Below are 15,075 nucleotides of genomic sequence, written 5' to 3'. Positions count from 1 at the left end.
TCGTCCGAGTACCATCGCCGCACCGACCCAAAGCTCATGACACGCGCCAAGACGATCAGTGGCGTTGGCCGGCAGGCCATGGCGATCGTCGGAACCGGTACCGTCGTCGCCCAACGCCTTGGCAGCAGGGGCGGCTGCGCAACCACCGACTCAGTCGTCGGCCAACCGCGCCCAGCGCTCGTGGTCGCGCCATACCCCGCCGATGCGCAGGTAGCGCGGCGAGTAGCCTTCGCGGCGGAAACCGACGCGCTGCACCAACGCCAGCGAGCGCGCGTTGTCCGGCTGGATGTTGGCTTCCACGCGGTGCAGGCCCAACTCGGAAAACGCATGGGCCACGCACAGCCGCAGCGCGTGGGTCATCAACCCGCGGCCCTCGCAGCCGGCCATCGCGTGATAGCCCAGGTAGGCGCTCTGGAAGCAGCCGCCGACCACCTGGCTGAAGGTGAACAGCCCGGCGACGGCGCCGCTGTCGCGCGCGCGCGCCAGCAGCGCCACGTTGCTGCCGTCCAGGGTCTGCGCGTACCAGGCGTTGAAGCCGGGCACGTCGGTGAACGGATGGGTCCACGGATGGTGCAGCGCGACGCTGGCGCGGTGCGCCTGGATCAGGGCGAGCCCATCGCGGCGCCGCACCCGCGCCAGCGACACCGCGGCGGTCGCGGCCTGGAGCGCGCTCTGGCCCATCGCCTCACCCCGGCAGCGCCGCGCTGTCGCCGCGCTGCATGGCCTGCGCGTGGCGGGCCTTGAACTCGTCGAAGCTCAACCCCCGCGCCAGCGCATCGGCGTGCGCGGCGTCCTTCAGCGCCTCCGAATACACCAGCCGCACCGGCGTGCCGGCGCGCTCGTGCAACTCTGCCGCCTGCATGATCAGCGACAGCACCTGCGCCGCGCTCTCGCTCTGCCCGGCGATGCGCCCGTCCATGCCCAGCACCCACTCGCCGTCGCGGCGCACGATGCCGGCCAGCAGTGTGCGCCGCTGGTCGCGCAGTTCGGCGTGCGGCTCGATCGGGCTGGCCACGGCGGCGGTCTCGCCGCGGTGGCGCAGGCGTTCTGCAAGCTTCTTGTGCACCTCGCGGCGCTGCTTGGACTGGATGGACATGCGGTTTCCCCGACGGTGACCCGACGACGATAGCCCAACCGCGGCGGCGCCGCTCACACCGGGTCGGACGGCTCCAGCCGCGGCACCTGGCTGCCCTGCCGCGGCAGGCGCCTGCCGCTGCGCCGCTCCCAGCGCCAGAACGCCCAGCCGAGCAGGAAGAACGCGCCCGAACCCAGCGCCAGATGGATCGGCCGCGCGCTGAGCAGCGGCGACAGCACCCCGGCCACCACCGCGTTGACCGTCAGTTGGGTGAAGGCCTGCAGCGACGAGGCCAGCCCGCGCTGGCGCGGGTACATGTCCAGCACCGCCAGCGCCAGGATCGGGAAGATCAGCGCCATGCCGACGCCGGCGACGAAAATCGGCAGCACCGCCCACGGCAGCGCGATCTGCGGCGCGATCGCGGTATAGGCGATGTTGCCGACCATCGACACGCCGCAGCATATGAAACCGATGCGCATCTGCCGCATCGGCCCGAGCCGGCCGGCCATGCGTCCGGACAGGAACGAGCCCAGGGTCATGCCGCCGATGGTGGGGATGAACAGCCAGGCGAAGTCGCGCTCGCTCAGGTGCAGCAGGTCGATGATGAACACCGGCGCCGAGGCGATGTACAGGAACACGCCGCCGAAGTTGAACGCGCCGGCCGCGGCCAGGCGCTGGAAGCGCGGATTGAACGCGATCGACACGTAGTCGCGCAATAGCCGGCGCGGCGCCAGCGAGGTGCGCGCCTGCGGCGGATGCGTCTCCGGCATCCAGCGCAGCGTGGCGACCAGCAGCAGCAGCGAGAACCCGACCAGGAACCAGAAAATGGTCGGCCAGCCGGCGCCGGTGGCCAGGATCCAGCCGCCGATGATCGGCGCGATCGCCGGGGCGATGCCGAAGATCATCGATACCTGGCTCATCAGCCGCTGCGCGTCGTGGCCGTGGTACAGGTCGCGGATCACCGCGCGGCCGACGATCATGCCCACGCCGGCAGACACTCCCTGCAGCGCGCGGAACGCCAGCAGCGTGCTCAGGTCGCGCGACAGCGCGCAGCCGGCCGAGGCCAGGACGAACACCACCAGCCCGCCGACGATCACCCGCTTGCGGCCCCAGGCATCGGACAGCGGCCCGTGCGCCAGGCCCATCAGCGCATAGGCCAGCAGGTACACGCTGACCGTCTGCTGGATCGCCACCGGATCGGCATGCAGGCGCTGCGCCAGCTGCGGGAACGCCGGGAAGATGGTGTCGATCGAGAACGGGCCGAACATCGCCAGCCCGGCCAGCAGCAGTGCCAGGCGGCGGGTCGAGATCGTCGGGAGCGTCATGCGGGGATCCTGGAAGGCCGGTCGCGCCAGCCGGGCGGCGGGCGAACGCGCGACGGCACCGCCCGGCAGGGGGACGGCGCTTGGGGAAAGGGAGTGGGGACATGATAAGCCCTGGCGGGCGCCGCGTTAAGCGGCGGCCGGGCCGGCGGCCCCAGCAGGATCGGCCACGCTGCCGAACCGGCAACCCGCCATGTTCAGCAAGCCGGTCGTGGACGCCGCCGGGACTGCCCGCACGGACGCCGTGGGCGCCGCCGGTCACGCTATACTCGCCGGGCAGCATGGTGGGAGAAGCGGGGCGACCCGCTGCCGAAGGCGCAAACGCCCGCAATCGCTCAGGCCCGATACCACCCGCACCAAGACTCTGGAGAGACCGGTCCAACCCGGCGCCGAAGGGGCACGAAGCGCAGCGCAGCCCGCCGCCGCTTCCAAACTCTCAGGCAAAAGGACAGAGGGGCATGGGGAAGACGCGCGCTTCCCGCCGGCCGTGTCCGCCGCTGCGGCGAGGGCGGCGTTCGTGCGTCCCCCGCCCTTCGTGCCCTCCTCTGCCGGACGACCGCCATGTCTCACACCCTCTCGCTGCGCGACCTCGAACACCACGCGGCCTTCGTCGAGCGCCACATCGGCCCGAACGACGCCGAGATCGCGCACATGCTGCGCACCGTCGGCCACGATTCGCTGGAGGCGCTGACCGACGCCATCGTCCCCGGCCTGATCAAGACAGGCACGGACACGTCGCCGGCCGCGCTGGCGCTGCCCGAGGCGATCACCGAAGAGGAGGCGCTGGCCAAGATCGGCGCCATCGCCGACAAGAACCAGGTGCTGCGCAGCTTCATCGGCCAGGGCTACTACGGCACTCACACGCCGAAGGTGATCCTGCGCAACATCCTCGAGAACCCGGCCTGGTACACCGCCTACACGCCGTACCAGGCGGAGATCTCGCAAGGCCGCATGGAAGCGCTGGTCAACTTCCAGACCATGTGCGCGGACCTGACCGGCATGCAGATCGCCAACGCCTCGCTGCTGGACGAGGCCACCGCCGCGGCCGAGGCGATGACCCTGGCCAAGCGCTCGGCCAAGTCCAGGTCCGGCACCTTCTTCGTGCACGATGCAGTGCATCCGCAGACCCTGGAACTGCTGCGCACCCGCGCCGAGCCGCTGGGCATCGTGCTGCGCGTGGGCACCCCGCAGGAAGCGCTGCAGGCCGAGTGCTTCGGCGTGCTGCTGCAGTACCCGGACAGCTTCGGCCAGCTGTCGATCGGCACGCTCGGCGACCACGCTGCGCTGGCAGACGCGGTGCATGCGCGCGGCGGCCTGGTCGCGGTGGCCACCGACCTGCTGGCGCTGACCCTGATCGCCGCGCCCGGCGAATGGGGCGCGGACATCGTGGTCGGCAACTCGCAGCGCTTCGGCGTGCCGTTCGGCTTCGGCGGCCCGCACGCGGCATTCATGGCCTGCCGCGACGCCTACAAGCGCTCGCTGCCGGGGCGCCTGATCGGCGTGTCGATCGACGCGGCCGGCAACCCCGCCTACCGCCTCACTCTGCAGACCCGCGAGCAGCACATCCGCCGCGAGAAGGCCACCTCCAACATCTGCACCGCGCAGGTGCTGCTGGCGGTGATGGCCGCGATGTACGCGGTCTACCACGGCCCCGCCGGGCTGACCCGCATCGCCCGGCGCACCCATCGCCTGGCCGCGATCCTGGCCGCAGCGCTGCGCACGGCCGGCGTCGAGGTCGGCGAGCGCTTCTTCGACACGCTGCACGTCAAGGCGGTCGACGCCGAGGCGATCCACGCCAGGGCGCGCGCGGCGGGCATCAACCTGCGCGCGATCGACAGCGAAGCGCTCGGCATCAGCCTGGACGAGACCAGCACGCGCGCCGACGTGGTCGCGCTGGCGCGACTGTTCGGCGTGCACGTCGACGATGCACCAGGAGGTGCGAGTGTCGCGGGAGGCAGGATGCCGGGAGCGACCATCGAGGCGCTCGACGCCGCCACCGCCGACGCCTTGCCGGAAAGCCTGCTGCGCAGCAGCCCCTTCCTGCAGCACCCGGTGTTCAACACCCACCACAGCGAGCACGAGCTGCTGCGCTACATGCGCGCGCTGGCCGACAAGGACCTGGCGATGGATCGCACCATGATCCCGCTGGGCAGTTGCACCATGAAGCTCAACGCCACCGCCGAGATGATCCCGGTGACCTGGCCGCAGTTCGGCGCGATCCACCCGCTGGCGCCCGCCGAGCAATCCACCGGCTATGCGCAGCTGATCGGCGAACTGGAAGCGATGCTGGTCGAATGCACCGGCTACGACGCGGTGAGCCTGCAGCCCAATTCCGGCGCGCAGGGCGAATACGCCGGCCTGCTGGCGATCCGCGCCTACCACCGCGCACGCGGGCAAGCGCATCGCGACATCTGCCTGATCCCCGAGTCCGCCCATGGCACCAACCCGGCCTCGGCGCAGATGTGCGGCATGAAGGTCGTGGTCACCAAGTGCGACGCCAACGGCAACGTCGACGTCGACGACATCCGCGCCCAGGCCGAGAAGTACAGCGAGCGCCTGGCCGCGCTGATGATCACCTACCCGTCCACCCACGGTGTGTTCGAGGAAGACGTGGTGGCGATCTGCGAGGCGGTGCATGCGCACGGCGGCCAGGTCTACACCGACGGCGCCAACATGAACGCGCTGGTCGGCGTGGCCAAGCCCGGCAAGTGGGGCTCGGACGTGTCGCACCTGAACCTGCACAAGACCTTCTGCATCCCGCATGGCGGCGGCGGCCCGGGCGTCGGCCCGTGCGCGGTGAAGTCGCACCTGGCGCCGTTCCTGCCGCGGACACTTCCCAGTGCCGGCATCCATGCCGGCGAAAATCAAAAAGCCGGCATCCATGGCGGCGGATTCAACTCTGGCGAAGGCGAGGTCGGCATGGTCAGCGCGGCCAGCTTCGGCTCGGCCTCGATCCTGCCGATCAGTTGGATGTACATCACCATGATGGGCAGCGCCGGCCTGCGCAAGGCGACCCAGGTCGCCCTGCTCAACGCCAACTACATCGCCAGGCGCCTGGCCCCGCACTACCGGACGCTGTACACCGGCCGCAACGGCCTGGTCGCGCACGAGTGCATCCTCGACGTGCGCCCGCTGGAGAAGGCCACCGGCATCGGCGCCGAGGACGTGGCCAAGCGCCTGATCGACTTCGGCTTCCACGCGCCGACGCTGAGCTTCCCGGTCGCCGGCACGCTGATGGTGGAGCCGACCGAGAGCGAATCGCTGCACGAGCTGGACCGCTTCATCGACGCGATGATCCAGATCCGCGAGGAGATCGCCGCGATCCAGGACGGCCGCCTGGACCGCGAGGACAACCCGCTCAAGCACGCCCCGCACACCGCCGCGCAGGTCAGCGTCAGCGAATGGACCCATGCCTACCCGCGCGAGCTGGCCGCGTTCCCGCTGCCCACGCTCAAGCAGGCCAAGTACTGGCCGCCGGTGGCGCGGGTGGACAACGTGTACGGCGACAAGCACGTGATGTGCGCGTGCATCCCGGTGGATGCGTACAAGGAGCAGGCCGACGCCTGAGGTCGCGCCCGGGCGCGCCGCGTCGCGGACCCGCGTGCGCGGGCCGGGTCTTTCGTCCCGGCGCCCTGCCGCCGGCACACGGACGCGGCGACCCGCGCGCGCCGCTCGGCGCGGGCCAGGCCTTGCGCCCGCGCGGCGTTGCGGATTTCCCGTCGCCGCACTCGCCATGGCCAGCGCCCCCGTCCCCGTCCCCGTGGCGCGACAGCCGCTGCCGTTGCAGCAGTGCGTTGTCCCGGCGTATGCGCACGATCGCGCTGATGGTCGCCCGACGACAGACCAGGCGAGGCGGCAGCGGCGAATCGGATCCGGAAACATGGCGGCGGCGCTTGCCGCCCTGCTCGCGCCGGCCGCGTGCACCCCGCGGCCCCGGCGTGGGCGCCTACACACCCTTCTCGACCGCCAGGCCGCGCTGCGCGGAGTCCAACGCAACGACCCCGGCGCGCCGTTCGGCTGCCGCGGCATGCAAGCGGCGCCGCGGCGCCGCTTGCATGCCGCCGAGCCGGTGTACCTGCTCAGCGCCCTGGGTGCGCAGCGGCACCGCTCGCTGGACACCCGCCAGCAGGCGCTGTCGCGTGCGATACAGGCCGCGTTCGCCCACACCGGCGATCCGAACGGCGCAGGGCGCCCAGCGTGGCCGCGCTCCAACGGCCACACGCCGCTGGCGCTGGCGCTGGCCGCATCGCCGTGGCCACCGGCTTCGCGCAAGTCCACCGCTGCGGCTTCCAGGGTGCGCAGGCGCGGTGAGCCCGCTGCGCCCCCGCGCGCACCCGCGCACCCGCACGGCCGCGCGCGGTCGTGCGGGTGCGCGCGAGCAACGCCGGTCAACGCGCATTGCGTAGCGTGGGACATCCCCGCTTCCCGGAGCGGCCGATGACCGTGTCCCCCGCTGCGCCCGCTCCCGTCCCGCAGGTCGCGCTGCGTGACGGACGCTTCCTGCCGGCCCTCGGCCTGGGTTCGTGGAACCTCGGCCGGCAGCGGCGCGCACCGGCGCAGGAGCGCGCCGCGTTGCGCGAGGGCCAGGCACTGGGCATGACCTGATCGATACCGCGCAGATGTAAGGCCAGGGCCGCTCGGAGCGGCTCATCGCCGAGGCGCTGGATCCCGCGCAACCGCCCTACCTGGTGTCGAAGATGCTGCCCGCGCACGCCAGTGCGCGCGGCATCGCGCGCGCCTGCGAGGCCAGCCTGGCGCGCCTGGGCGTGGCGCGACTGGACCCGTACCTGCTGCACTGGCGCGGCGGCAGCGACCTGGCCGAGGTGGTGAACGCCTTCGAGGCGCTGCGCGAGGCCGGCCGGATCGGCGGCTGGGGCCTGTCCAACTTCGACGTGGACGACATGCAGGCGCTGTGGCGAGTGGACGGCGGCGCGCGTTGCCTGGTCAACCAGGTGCTGTATCACGCCGGCAGCCGCGGCATCGAGTACGACCTGCTGCCGTGGTGCGACGCGCACGGGGTGACGGCGATGGCGTACTCGCCGCGGGGCAGCCGCGCGCTGCTCGGCCACCCCGCGCTGGAGGCGGTGGCGGCGCGCCATGGCGTCGCCGCGCCGGCGGTGGCGCTGGCCTGGGCGATCCGCAGCGGCCGGGTAATCGCCATCCCCGAATCCGGCAGCGTCGACCACGTGCGCGCCAGTGCCGCGGCGGCGAGCCTGCGGCTGGACGCCGCCGATCTCACCGAACTCGATCGCGCGTTTCCGCCGCCGCGCGCAAGGCAGCCGCTGGACGTGCTTTGATCGCGTGTCCGATCGTGTGATGCGATAACGCCCACGCGCATCGCATGCCCGCGGCGGCGTGCGCGAGCACGACGGTGCATTCACGCCACGCGGGCAAGGATCATGGGTCCAACGCCCGCATCCCGCCACCCGGAGCATTCCCATGGCCGCCAGCAAGCCCCGCACGCACGCCCCGTCCTCCGCCACGCCGCGCGGCGCCTCGCAGGAGTCGCGCGGCAGCGGCGACGAACTGCACCAGAACGCCGGCGGCGCGCATCCGCCGCTGACCACCAACCAGGGCATCCCGGTGGCGGACAACCAGAACTCGCTGCGCGCCGCCCCGCGCGGGCCGACGTTGCTGGAAGACTTCATCCTGCGCGAGAAGATCACCCACTTCGACCACGAGCGCATTCCCGAGCGCATCGTGCATGCGCGCGGCAGCGCGGTGCACGGCTACTTCGAGCTGACCAAGTCGCTGGCCAAGTACACCACCGCCAAGCTGCTGACCGAGGTCGGCGAGAAGACGCCGCTGTTCACCCGCTTCTCCACCGTCGCCGGCGGCGCCGGTTCGGTGGACACGCCGCGCGACGTGCGCGGCTTCTCGGTCAAGTTCTACACCAAGGAAGGCAACTGGGACCTGGTCGGCAACAACATCCCGGTGTTCTTCATCCAGGACGCGATCAAGTTCCCCGACCTGATCCACTCGGTGAAGATGGAGCCGGACCGCGGCTTCCCGCAGGCCGCCAGTGCGCACGACACGTTCTGGGACTTCATCTCGCTGACCCCGGAATCGCTGCACATGATCATGTGGGCGATGAGCGACCGCGCGATCCCGCGCTCGCTGCGCATGATCGAGGGCTTCGGCGTGCACAGCTTCCGCCTGATCAACGAGCACGGCGAGAGCACCTTCGTGAAGTTCCACTGGCGGCCCAAGCTCGGGCTGCAGTCCACGGTCTGGGACGAGGCAGTCAAGATCGCCGGCGCCGACCCGGACTTCCACCGCCGCGATCTGTTCGAGTCGGTGCAGCAGGGCGACTTCCCGGAATGGGAGTTCGGCGTGCAGCTGTTCACCGAGGCCGAGGCGGAGAAGTTCCCGTTCGACCATCTCGATGCGACCAAGCTGATCCCCGAGGAACTGGTGCCGCTGCGGATCGTCGGGCGCATGGTGCTGGACCGCTGGCCGGACAATTTCTTCGCCGAGACCGAGCAGGTGGCGTACTGCCCGGCCAACATCGTGCCCGGCATCGACTTCAGCAACGACCCGCTGCTGCAGGGCCGGCTGTTCTCCTACCTGGACACCCAGCTGATCCGCCTGGGCGGGCCGAACTTCCACCAGATCCCGGTCAACGCGCCCAAGTGCCCGTTCGCCAACAACCAGCGCGACGGCAAGATGCAGATGGGCCAGCCCAGGGGCCGCGTGGCCTACGAGCCGAGCTCGCTGCAGGCCGATTCGCCGCGCGAGGCGCCGCGCGGCTTCCGCAGCCACGCCACCCCGGCCGAGGACGGCGCCAAGGGCCGCATCCGCGCCGAGCGCTTCGCCGACCACTACAGCCAGGCGCGCCAGTTCTTCCGCAGCCAGACCAAGCCGGAGCAGGCGCACATCGCCTCGGCGCTGGTGTTCGAGCTGTCCAAGGTGGAGACCGCGCACGTGCGCGAGGCCGTGGTCGGCCACCTGCGCCACGTCGACCCCGGGCTGGCCCAGCGCGTGGCCGACGGCCTCGGCCTGGACGCGCTGCCGCCGGCGCCGCCGGCCACGGTGGCCCCGACCGACCAGCCGCCGTCGCCGGCGCTGCAGATCATCGGCAAGATGAAGGACACGCTCAAGGGCCGCACGGTCGGCATCCTGATCCACGACGGCTCCGACGCGGCCGCGATCAAGGCGCTGCGCAAGGCCGCCGAGGCCGCCGGCGCCACGGTGAAGATCGTCGCGCCCAAGCTAGGCGGCGCCACGCTCAGCGACGGCAAGAAGCTGCCGGCCGACGGCCAACTGGCCGGCACCCCGTCCTTCATCTTCGACGCGATCGGCGTGATCCTCTCGGCCGAGGCCGGCAAGCAGTTGAGCAAGGAGTCGGCAGCAGTGGACTTCGTCAGCAACGCGTTCGCGCACCTGAAGGCGATCGCCGCCGACGCCGGCGCGCAGCCGCTGCTGAAGGCCGGCAACGTGGCCAAGGACGCCGGGGTGCTCGACGCCGGCAACAGCAAGGGCTTCGTCGAGGCGGCCAAGACCCGCCAATGGGACCGCGAGCCGAAGCTGCGCCTGCTCGCCTGATCTGCGCCGCGCCGGCGGCATGCGCGACCCGAGCGCGCCATGTCCGCGCATGGTTCGCGCATGGCGCGGTTTTCGTTTGCGGCGGTAGCGGTCCCCGGACTGCGCCGGCAGCCGAGCGCCGTGGCCCCGCGGGATGGCCGCGGCGCCAGGCGAAGTGCCCGGTCCGCGGCCGACGCAGGTGGGCGCCGCGGCCCCGACGGCGGCGGCGCGCGCGGGCAGCGGCATCGCCCTGCCTAATTTTTCGCCATCCCTCTTGACAGTCTTGTGGCACGCGGCTGCGACAGGCTTATCCACACCCTTATGCAGATGTCATCCACACCTCTTGTGGACAACATCGGCGCCCACGCCGCGACCGACGCTGCGAGCCAAGTGATTGAAACAAAATAGAATGTGCTGGCAGCCCGTTGACAGGCGCCGAGCTGCGTCCGCACCCGTTGCTGTCCTGCAGCACTGCGCGACAAAACTTATCCCGAGGCGCGACCGCGGCGACGCCGGTTCCACGCGCACGGCTGAATGCGCAGTGCCCTGGCCGCGGGTCGCGTGTGCGCAGGGGCGTCATGAGACGGACATGGCCGCGCTTGCCGTCGCCCGGCAGCTGCCGTCCGCGAAGGCACCGGCCGCGGCGGCGCGGCGGCGAACGGTGGCCGCGCACAGCACGGCGGCCGCGCTGGGTCCGGCCAGCGGCCGCGCTGCCGCGCGCGGACCGCGCGATGGTGCAAAGCCGCCGGACAGCTCAGGCCAGCGCGTCGCCCGGCGCCGGCAACAGCGACACGGCCAGGCTGCGTTCCATCTGCTTCAGGTAATCGCTGAAGCCGCCGCGCGCGCGCGCCACGCGGCGGGCGCTGGTGACCACCACCGGCTGCGCGCGGCGCGCGATGCGCGCATGCACGCGCACCAGCGCCTCCACCAGCGCCACGTCCTCGTGCGCGGCCAGCGGCAGGAACCCGCCGCAGCGCCGGTACAGCGCGGCGCTGACGCCCAGATTGGCGCCGTGCACGTGCGGGTGGTCGTCGCTGCGGCATGCGCCGGCATGGTAGGCGTCGCGCATCGCCGTGTCGTAGTCGTCCCAATCGGTCACAGCGACGATGCCGCAGAACGCGTCGCTGGCGCAGTCCAGTTGCGCCGACAGCCAGTTCGCCGGCACCACCGAATCGGCGTCGGTGCAGGCCAGCCAGCGCGCACCGGCATCCAGCGCGGCCTGCGCCGCCGCCGCGCGCGCGCTGCCGACGTTGCCGGCGTGCAGCGCGATCGCCTGCGCCCCGTGGGCGGCGACGATCGCGGCGGTGCCGTCGCTGCACCGGTCCAGTGCGACGAACACCTGCACCACCTCGCCGCGCAGGCCGGTGCATTGCGCCGCCAGCGCCAGCGAGCGCAGGCAGGCGCCGATCAGGGCTTCCTCGTCGTGCGCCGGAACCAGGACCGCGATCACCGCAGCTGCTCCGCGGCAGCGACCGAATACGCGGTCGTGGCCCAGGCTTCGAGCAGCACGTCGTCGTCCTCGTAGCGCAGCAGCCGCGGTCGCTGCAGGCGCTGCGCCAGGCAAGCGTGCACCGCGCGCCCGCCCATGCGCGCCTGGGCGAACGGATGCAACCAGTGGCATGCGACGAGCACACCTTGCGCAGTCAGCGAATCGCGCAGGCGCTGCGCGCATTCCTGCAGCAGCGGCAACGGCAGGTAGTAGCCGACCTCGCTGAACACGATCAGGTCGAAGCGGCCCTGGGGCCAACTGCGCGGATGCTCTGCCTGCTGTACGCGCACGTGCGCGTTGCCGGCATTGCGCCGCGCGGCCAGGGCCACCGCACGCGCGGACAGGTCGGTGCCCAGCAGCGTGGCGCAGCGCGGCGCCAGCGCCGCGGTCAGCTCGCCGTTGGAACAGCCCAGTTCCCAGGCGCGCTCGAAGCGCGCGCGCGGCAGGCAAGCCAGCAACAACTCGCGCTTGCGCGCCTCGTACCAGCGTTCGCGGTAGCCGAACGGATCGTCACCGCGGTAGATGTCGGCGAAATACTGCTGGACCGGATTCATGCCAGGAAGACCTCGAAACGGCGGGCGAAGCGTTGCAGCACCTGCGGCGGCAGGATCGGCGCCGGCACCGGCGGTGGTGCCGTGCCCCGTTGCGAGGCGAAGCAGCGCAGCGCCTGTTGCTTGGCCTGCCAGTCGGCGGCGTCCAGGGTGTAGCGGACCGCGCCGTGCAGGGCCGGCTGTCGGGCATCGGCATCCAGCCAATGCCAGGCCCATACCGGGAACTCGGCCATGCGCGCGTCGCTGGCGGCGACGGCGCGGCGCACCGCGCGCGCGGTGGCCTCGTGATCCGGGTGGCCGTCGCCGCACCAGGTGGTCAGCGCCAGGTCGCCGGCGTGGAGCTGCGCATGGATGCGCTCGGCGAGCACGAACTCGCGCTGGCCGACCTGGCCGTCGGGGACGCGCAGGTGGCAGATCGCAGCGGCGTCCAGGCCCAGGCAGCGCGCCGCGGCGACCAGTTCGGCGCGGCGCACGGCGCGCAGGCGCTGCGGCGTCCAGTACGGATCGTCCGGATAGCAGGCTTCGCCGTCGGTCACCGCGATCAGGCGCACCGGCACGCGCAGCCGCCGCGCGCAGGCGACCGCACCGCCGCAGCCCAGCGCCTCGTCGTCCGGATGCGGCGACACAACCAGCAACCGCCGTGCACCGGCGATCAGATCCTCGACCCGGCGCTGCGGCAACGCCGCCAGCCATGGCGAGCGCTGCCATGCCGACTCGGGCGTGCCGTCGCCGTGGATCGGCGGCGCGGTCACAGGCGCCATGGCTGCACCTGCTCGCCCAGCGCCTGGCCCAGGGCCGCCCAATCGTGTTCGGCATGGCTCTGGCGCACGAACACGGCAAGATCGGCGCAGCGCAGCGCGTGCGCGCGATCGCTGCACAGCGGCGCCGGCCCCAGCGCGCGGCCGACCCGATCGAGCACGTCGGTCGCGGCGCGCTCCACGAACGAACGCAGCCGGATCACCGCGTGCCGGTGATCCTGGGCGGGCGCAGCGTCGATGGCCGCGGCCAGTTCGCGCAGCAGCGCGCGCGCGGCGCCGAGCTGCTGGTCGATCGCGCCCAGGTGCATGGCGGCATGCGCGTCGCGCGGCAGCTTGGGGTGCGCGCGCAGGCGCTCGGCCACCGCCGTCGCCGCGCCGAACCAGCAGGCGGCGATCCCGGCGCCGCCGTGCCAGAAGCCCGGACGCGACAGGTACCGGCCCGGCGCGCCCCGAGCGCGGTCGCAGGCACGGCGGCGAACGTCACCGGCCCGCTGACCACGCGCGCCATGCCGACCGCCGCCCACGCCTGCGCGTCGATCGCGATGCCCGGCTGGCGCAACTGCACCTGCACCAGTTGCTGGCGATCCTGGTCGTGCGCGGTGAGCAGCGCCGCGTCGACGATGCCGGCGCCCGAACACCAGGCCTTGCGGCCGTGCACCTGACCGCGCTGCGCCGTGTCGCCGCGGTAGGCCAGGCGCGCGTCCGGCGCTTCGGCCGCCCAGACCGCGAACAGCTGTGCGGGCGACGCCGGCGGCGCGCCGAGTTCGGCCAGGATCGCCTGCGCGTCGTAGTGCGCTTCCAGCACCTTGGCCAGGCACACGTCGGTGGCGGCGATCCCGGCCAGGATCCGCCAGCGCTCCAGGGTATCGCCATGGCCGGGCAGCGGCAGTTGCGGATGGCGCGCGAGCCCCTCCAGGGCGGCGCCGCGCAGCGCGCAGGCGCCACCCTGTCCGGCAGGAGCAAGCAGGTCGATCAAGGAAGTCCCTCGGAAGAGGCGGCGACAGCGCCGGCGGCGCGCGCCATACCGGCGCCGGTCACGGGGTCAGGACCACCTTGCGGCAGTCCTGCTCCTTCTTGTCGAAGACGGCATAGCCATCGGCGGCCTGCGCCAGCGGCATGTGATGGGAGATGATCTCGCCCGGCGCCAGCCGGCCTGCACCGATATGCTCCAGCAACTCCGGCATGAAGCGCTGCACGTGGGTCTGGCCCATCTTGAAGCTCAGCCCCTTGTCGAAGGCATCGCCGAACAGGAAGCCATGGATGAAGCCGGCATACACGCCGGGCACGCTGATGGTGCCGCCGCGGCGCGTGGCCGCGATGCACTGGCGCAGCGCGGTGCCGCTGCTGCCTTCCAGCTTCAGCGTGGCCATCACCGTCTCCACCGTGCTGCCCTTGGCCTCGAAGCCGACCGCGTCGATGCTCGCATCCACGCCGCGGCCGTCGGTCTGGCCGACGATGATGTCGGCCGGATCGTCGATCTCCTCGAAATTGAGCGGGAGCACGCCATAGGTCTTCTGCGCGAACTGTAGCCGGTACGGATAGCGGTCGACCATGAAAATGCGCTCGGCGCCGAGCATGCGGCAGCACGCGGCGGTCATCAGCCCCACCGGGCCTGCGCCGAAAATCGCCACCGTGCTGCCCTGGCGCACGCCGGCATTGAGCGCGGCCTGGTAGCCGGTGGGCAGGATGTCGGACAGGAACAGCACCTGTTCGTCGTGCAGCACGTCCGGCACCACCAGCGGGCCGACGTTGGCCTTGGGCACGCGCACGTACTCGGCCTGGCCGCCGGCCACGCCGCCGTACAGGTGGCTGTAGCCGAACAGCGCGGCCGGCGGGCGGATGCCCTTCTGGTTCAGCGCCGCGCCCTTGCCGGTGTTGGAGGTCTCGCAGGCGGCGTATTCGGTCAGGCGGCAGTGGAAGCACTCGCCGCAGGCGATCACGAACGGGATCACCACGCGATCGCCCTTCTTCACCCGCTGCACGTCTGGGCCGACGTCCTCGACCACGCCCATGAACTCGTGGCCCAGCACATCGCCACTGTGCAGGTCGGGAATCTTGCCGCGGTACAGGTGCAGGTCGGAACCGCAGATCGCAGTGGCGGTGACCCGCAGCACGATGTCGTCGGCCTCGATCAGCACCGGATCGGGAACGGTTTCCACGCGCACGTCTTTGGTGCCGTGATAGGTGAGTGCTTGCATCGGGGCGGGTCCTTTGGCGAGCGGCGTATGGCGCAGTGTGACCGCAAGCGCCGTGCAACCAGGGTGACCATGCGGTGAGCCCAGCGTGGCGGCGCGGCGCAGAACCGTTCGGCGCGGCGCTCGGGGAGGCAGCAGGCGCGCGTCGATCGCGTCGCTGG

Annotated in this window: 12 protein-coding genes, 1 pseudogene and 1 riboswitch; of the genes and pseudogenes, 3 read left to right on the top strand and 10 right to left on the bottom strand. The window is 71.9% G+C overall.

Annotated features, from left to right (window positions below; genetic code table 11):
* Positions 1 to 150: 150 nt before the first annotated feature.
* From G4Q83_RS00780 to G4Q83_RS00770, 3 genes are read right to left on the bottom strand one after another with little or no spacing between them, the layout of a single operon-like run.
* Positions 151 to 681: a GNAT family N-acetyltransferase gene (locus G4Q83_RS00780; RefSeq protein WP_128419536.1), complete on the bottom strand. Its 531-nt coding sequence runs from the start codon at positions 679 to 681 to the stop codon at positions 151 to 153.
* 4 nt (positions 682 to 685) lie between these two features.
* On the bottom strand, positions 686 to 1,096 hold the full coding sequence (locus tag G4Q83_RS00775) for a hypothetical protein (protein ID WP_128419535.1): 411 nt from the start codon (positions 1,094 to 1,096) through the stop codon (positions 686 to 688).
* 53 nt (positions 1,097 to 1,149) lie between these two features.
* Positions 1,150 to 2,400 (bottom strand): multidrug effflux MFS transporter, encoded by a 1,251-nt coding sequence (locus G4Q83_RS00770; protein WP_128419534.1) that lies wholly within the window; start codon positions 2,398 to 2,400, stop codon positions 1,150 to 1,152.
* 351 nt (positions 2,401 to 2,751) lie between these two features.
* Positions 2,752 to 2,859, top strand: a riboswitch (glycine riboswitch).
* Positions 2,860 to 2,958: 99 nt separating this feature from the next.
* On the opposite strand from G4Q83_RS00770, the gene gcvP reads away from it, so the two are divergent.
* On the top strand, positions 2,959 to 5,964 hold the full coding sequence (gene gcvP, locus G4Q83_RS00765) for an aminomethyl-transferring glycine dehydrogenase (RefSeq protein WP_128419533.1): 3,006 nt from the start codon (positions 2,959 to 2,961) through the stop codon (positions 5,962 to 5,964).
* A 379-nt stretch (positions 5,965 to 6,343) separates the two neighbouring features.
* On the opposite strand, the gene G4Q83_RS00760 is transcribed toward gcvP, so the two are convergent.
* Positions 6,344 to 6,562, bottom strand: coding sequence for a hypothetical protein (locus G4Q83_RS00760; protein WP_128419532.1), 219 nt, complete (start codon positions 6,560 to 6,562; stop codon positions 6,344 to 6,346).
* Positions 6,563 to 6,834: 272 nt separating this feature from the next.
* Between G4Q83_RS00760 and G4Q83_RS00755 the strand changes: the two are divergent.
* Together G4Q83_RS00755 and G4Q83_RS00750 are read left to right on the top strand one after the other, a co-directional pair.
* Positions 6,835 to 7,694, top strand: a pseudogene (locus G4Q83_RS00755) (aldo/keto reductase).
* A gap of 142 nt (positions 7,695 to 7,836) precedes the next feature.
* Positions 7,837 to 9,942 carry a catalase gene (locus G4Q83_RS00750; protein ID WP_128419531.1) on the top strand — a complete coding sequence of 702 codons (2,106 nt, stop codon included), beginning with the start codon at positions 7,837 to 7,839 and terminating at the stop codon, positions 9,940 to 9,942.
* Between the two features lie 733 nt (positions 9,943 to 10,675).
* Here G4Q83_RS00750 and G4Q83_RS00745 read toward each other — a convergent pair.
* From G4Q83_RS00745 to G4Q83_RS00725, 6 genes are read right to left on the bottom strand one after another with little or no spacing between them, the layout of a single operon-like run.
* Complete coding sequence (locus tag G4Q83_RS00745; protein ID WP_128419530.1) at positions 10,676 to 11,371, bottom strand: glycosyltransferase family 2 protein; 696 nt, start codon at positions 11,369 to 11,371, stop codon at positions 10,676 to 10,678.
* The gene (locus G4Q83_RS00740; RefSeq protein WP_128419529.1) at positions 11,368 to 11,964 is read right to left on the bottom strand and encodes a methyltransferase; all 597 of its coding nucleotides are present in this window, start codon (positions 11,962 to 11,964) and stop codon (positions 11,368 to 11,370) included. Before G4Q83_RS00740 ends, G4Q83_RS00745 begins: the two co-directional genes overlap by 4 nt.
* Positions 11,961 to 12,722, bottom strand: a complete 762-nt coding sequence (locus G4Q83_RS00735) for a PIG-L deacetylase family protein (RefSeq protein ID WP_128419528.1) — start codon at positions 12,720 to 12,722, stop codon at positions 11,961 to 11,963. The genes G4Q83_RS00740 and G4Q83_RS00735 overlap by 4 nt, the downstream gene beginning before the upstream one ends.
* The gene (locus G4Q83_RS22800; protein ID WP_246432221.1) at positions 12,710 to 12,922 is read right to left on the bottom strand and encodes a hypothetical protein; all 213 of its coding nucleotides are present in this window, start codon (positions 12,920 to 12,922) and stop codon (positions 12,710 to 12,712) included. Before G4Q83_RS22800 ends, G4Q83_RS00735 begins: the two co-directional genes overlap by 13 nt.
* Positions 12,919 to 13,695, bottom strand: a complete 777-nt coding sequence (locus tag G4Q83_RS22795) for a hypothetical protein (protein WP_246432220.1) — start codon at positions 13,693 to 13,695, stop codon at positions 12,919 to 12,921. The genes G4Q83_RS22800 and G4Q83_RS22795 overlap by 4 nt, the downstream gene beginning before the upstream one ends.
* 58 nt (positions 13,696 to 13,753) lie before the next feature.
* Complete coding sequence (locus G4Q83_RS00725; protein WP_128419541.1) at positions 13,754 to 14,917, bottom strand: zinc-dependent alcohol dehydrogenase; 1,164 nt, start codon at positions 14,915 to 14,917, stop codon at positions 13,754 to 13,756.
* Positions 14,918 to 15,075 lie beyond the last annotated feature (158 nt).

Origin of the sequence: Xanthomonas theicola, from assembly GCF_014236795.1 — a bacterium.
Classification (GTDB): Bacteria; Pseudomonadota; Gammaproteobacteria; order Xanthomonadales; family Xanthomonadaceae; genus Xanthomonas_A; species Xanthomonas_A theicola.
The sequence above is the reverse complement of the archived record's forward strand: the minus strand, read 5'-3'. Positions and strand labels throughout refer to the sequence as shown.

Bases quoted from the DNA above. Each gene is read 5' to 3' on its own strand.
- G4Q83_RS00725 (WP_128419541.1), bottom strand. From the start codon at position 14,917: ATGCAAGCACTCACCTATCACGGCACCAAAGACGTGCGCGTGGAAACC.
- G4Q83_RS00735 (WP_128419528.1), bottom strand. From the start codon at position 12,722: ATGGCGCCTGTGACCGCGCCGCCGATCCACGGCGACGGCACGCCCGAG.
- gcvP (WP_128419533.1), top strand. From the start codon at position 2,959: ATGTCTCACACCCTCTCGCTGCGCGACCTCGAACACCACGCGGCCTTC.
- G4Q83_RS00740 (WP_128419529.1), bottom strand. From the start codon at position 11,964: ATGAATCCGGTCCAGCAGTATTTCGCCGACATCTACCGCGGTGACGAT.
- G4Q83_RS00750 (WP_128419531.1), top strand. From the start codon at position 7,837: ATGGCCGCCAGCAAGCCCCGCACGCACGCCCCGTCCTCCGCCACGCCG.
- G4Q83_RS00775 (WP_128419535.1), bottom strand. From the start codon at position 1,096: ATGTCCATCCAGTCCAAGCAGCGCCGCGAGGTGCACAAGAAGCTTGCA.
- G4Q83_RS00780 (WP_128419536.1), bottom strand. From the start codon at position 681: ATGGGCCAGAGCGCGCTCCAGGCCGCGACCGCCGCGGTGTCGCTGGCG.
- G4Q83_RS00770 (WP_128419534.1), bottom strand. From the start codon at position 2,400: ATGACGCTCCCGACGATCTCGACCCGCCGCCTGGCACTGCTGCTGGCC.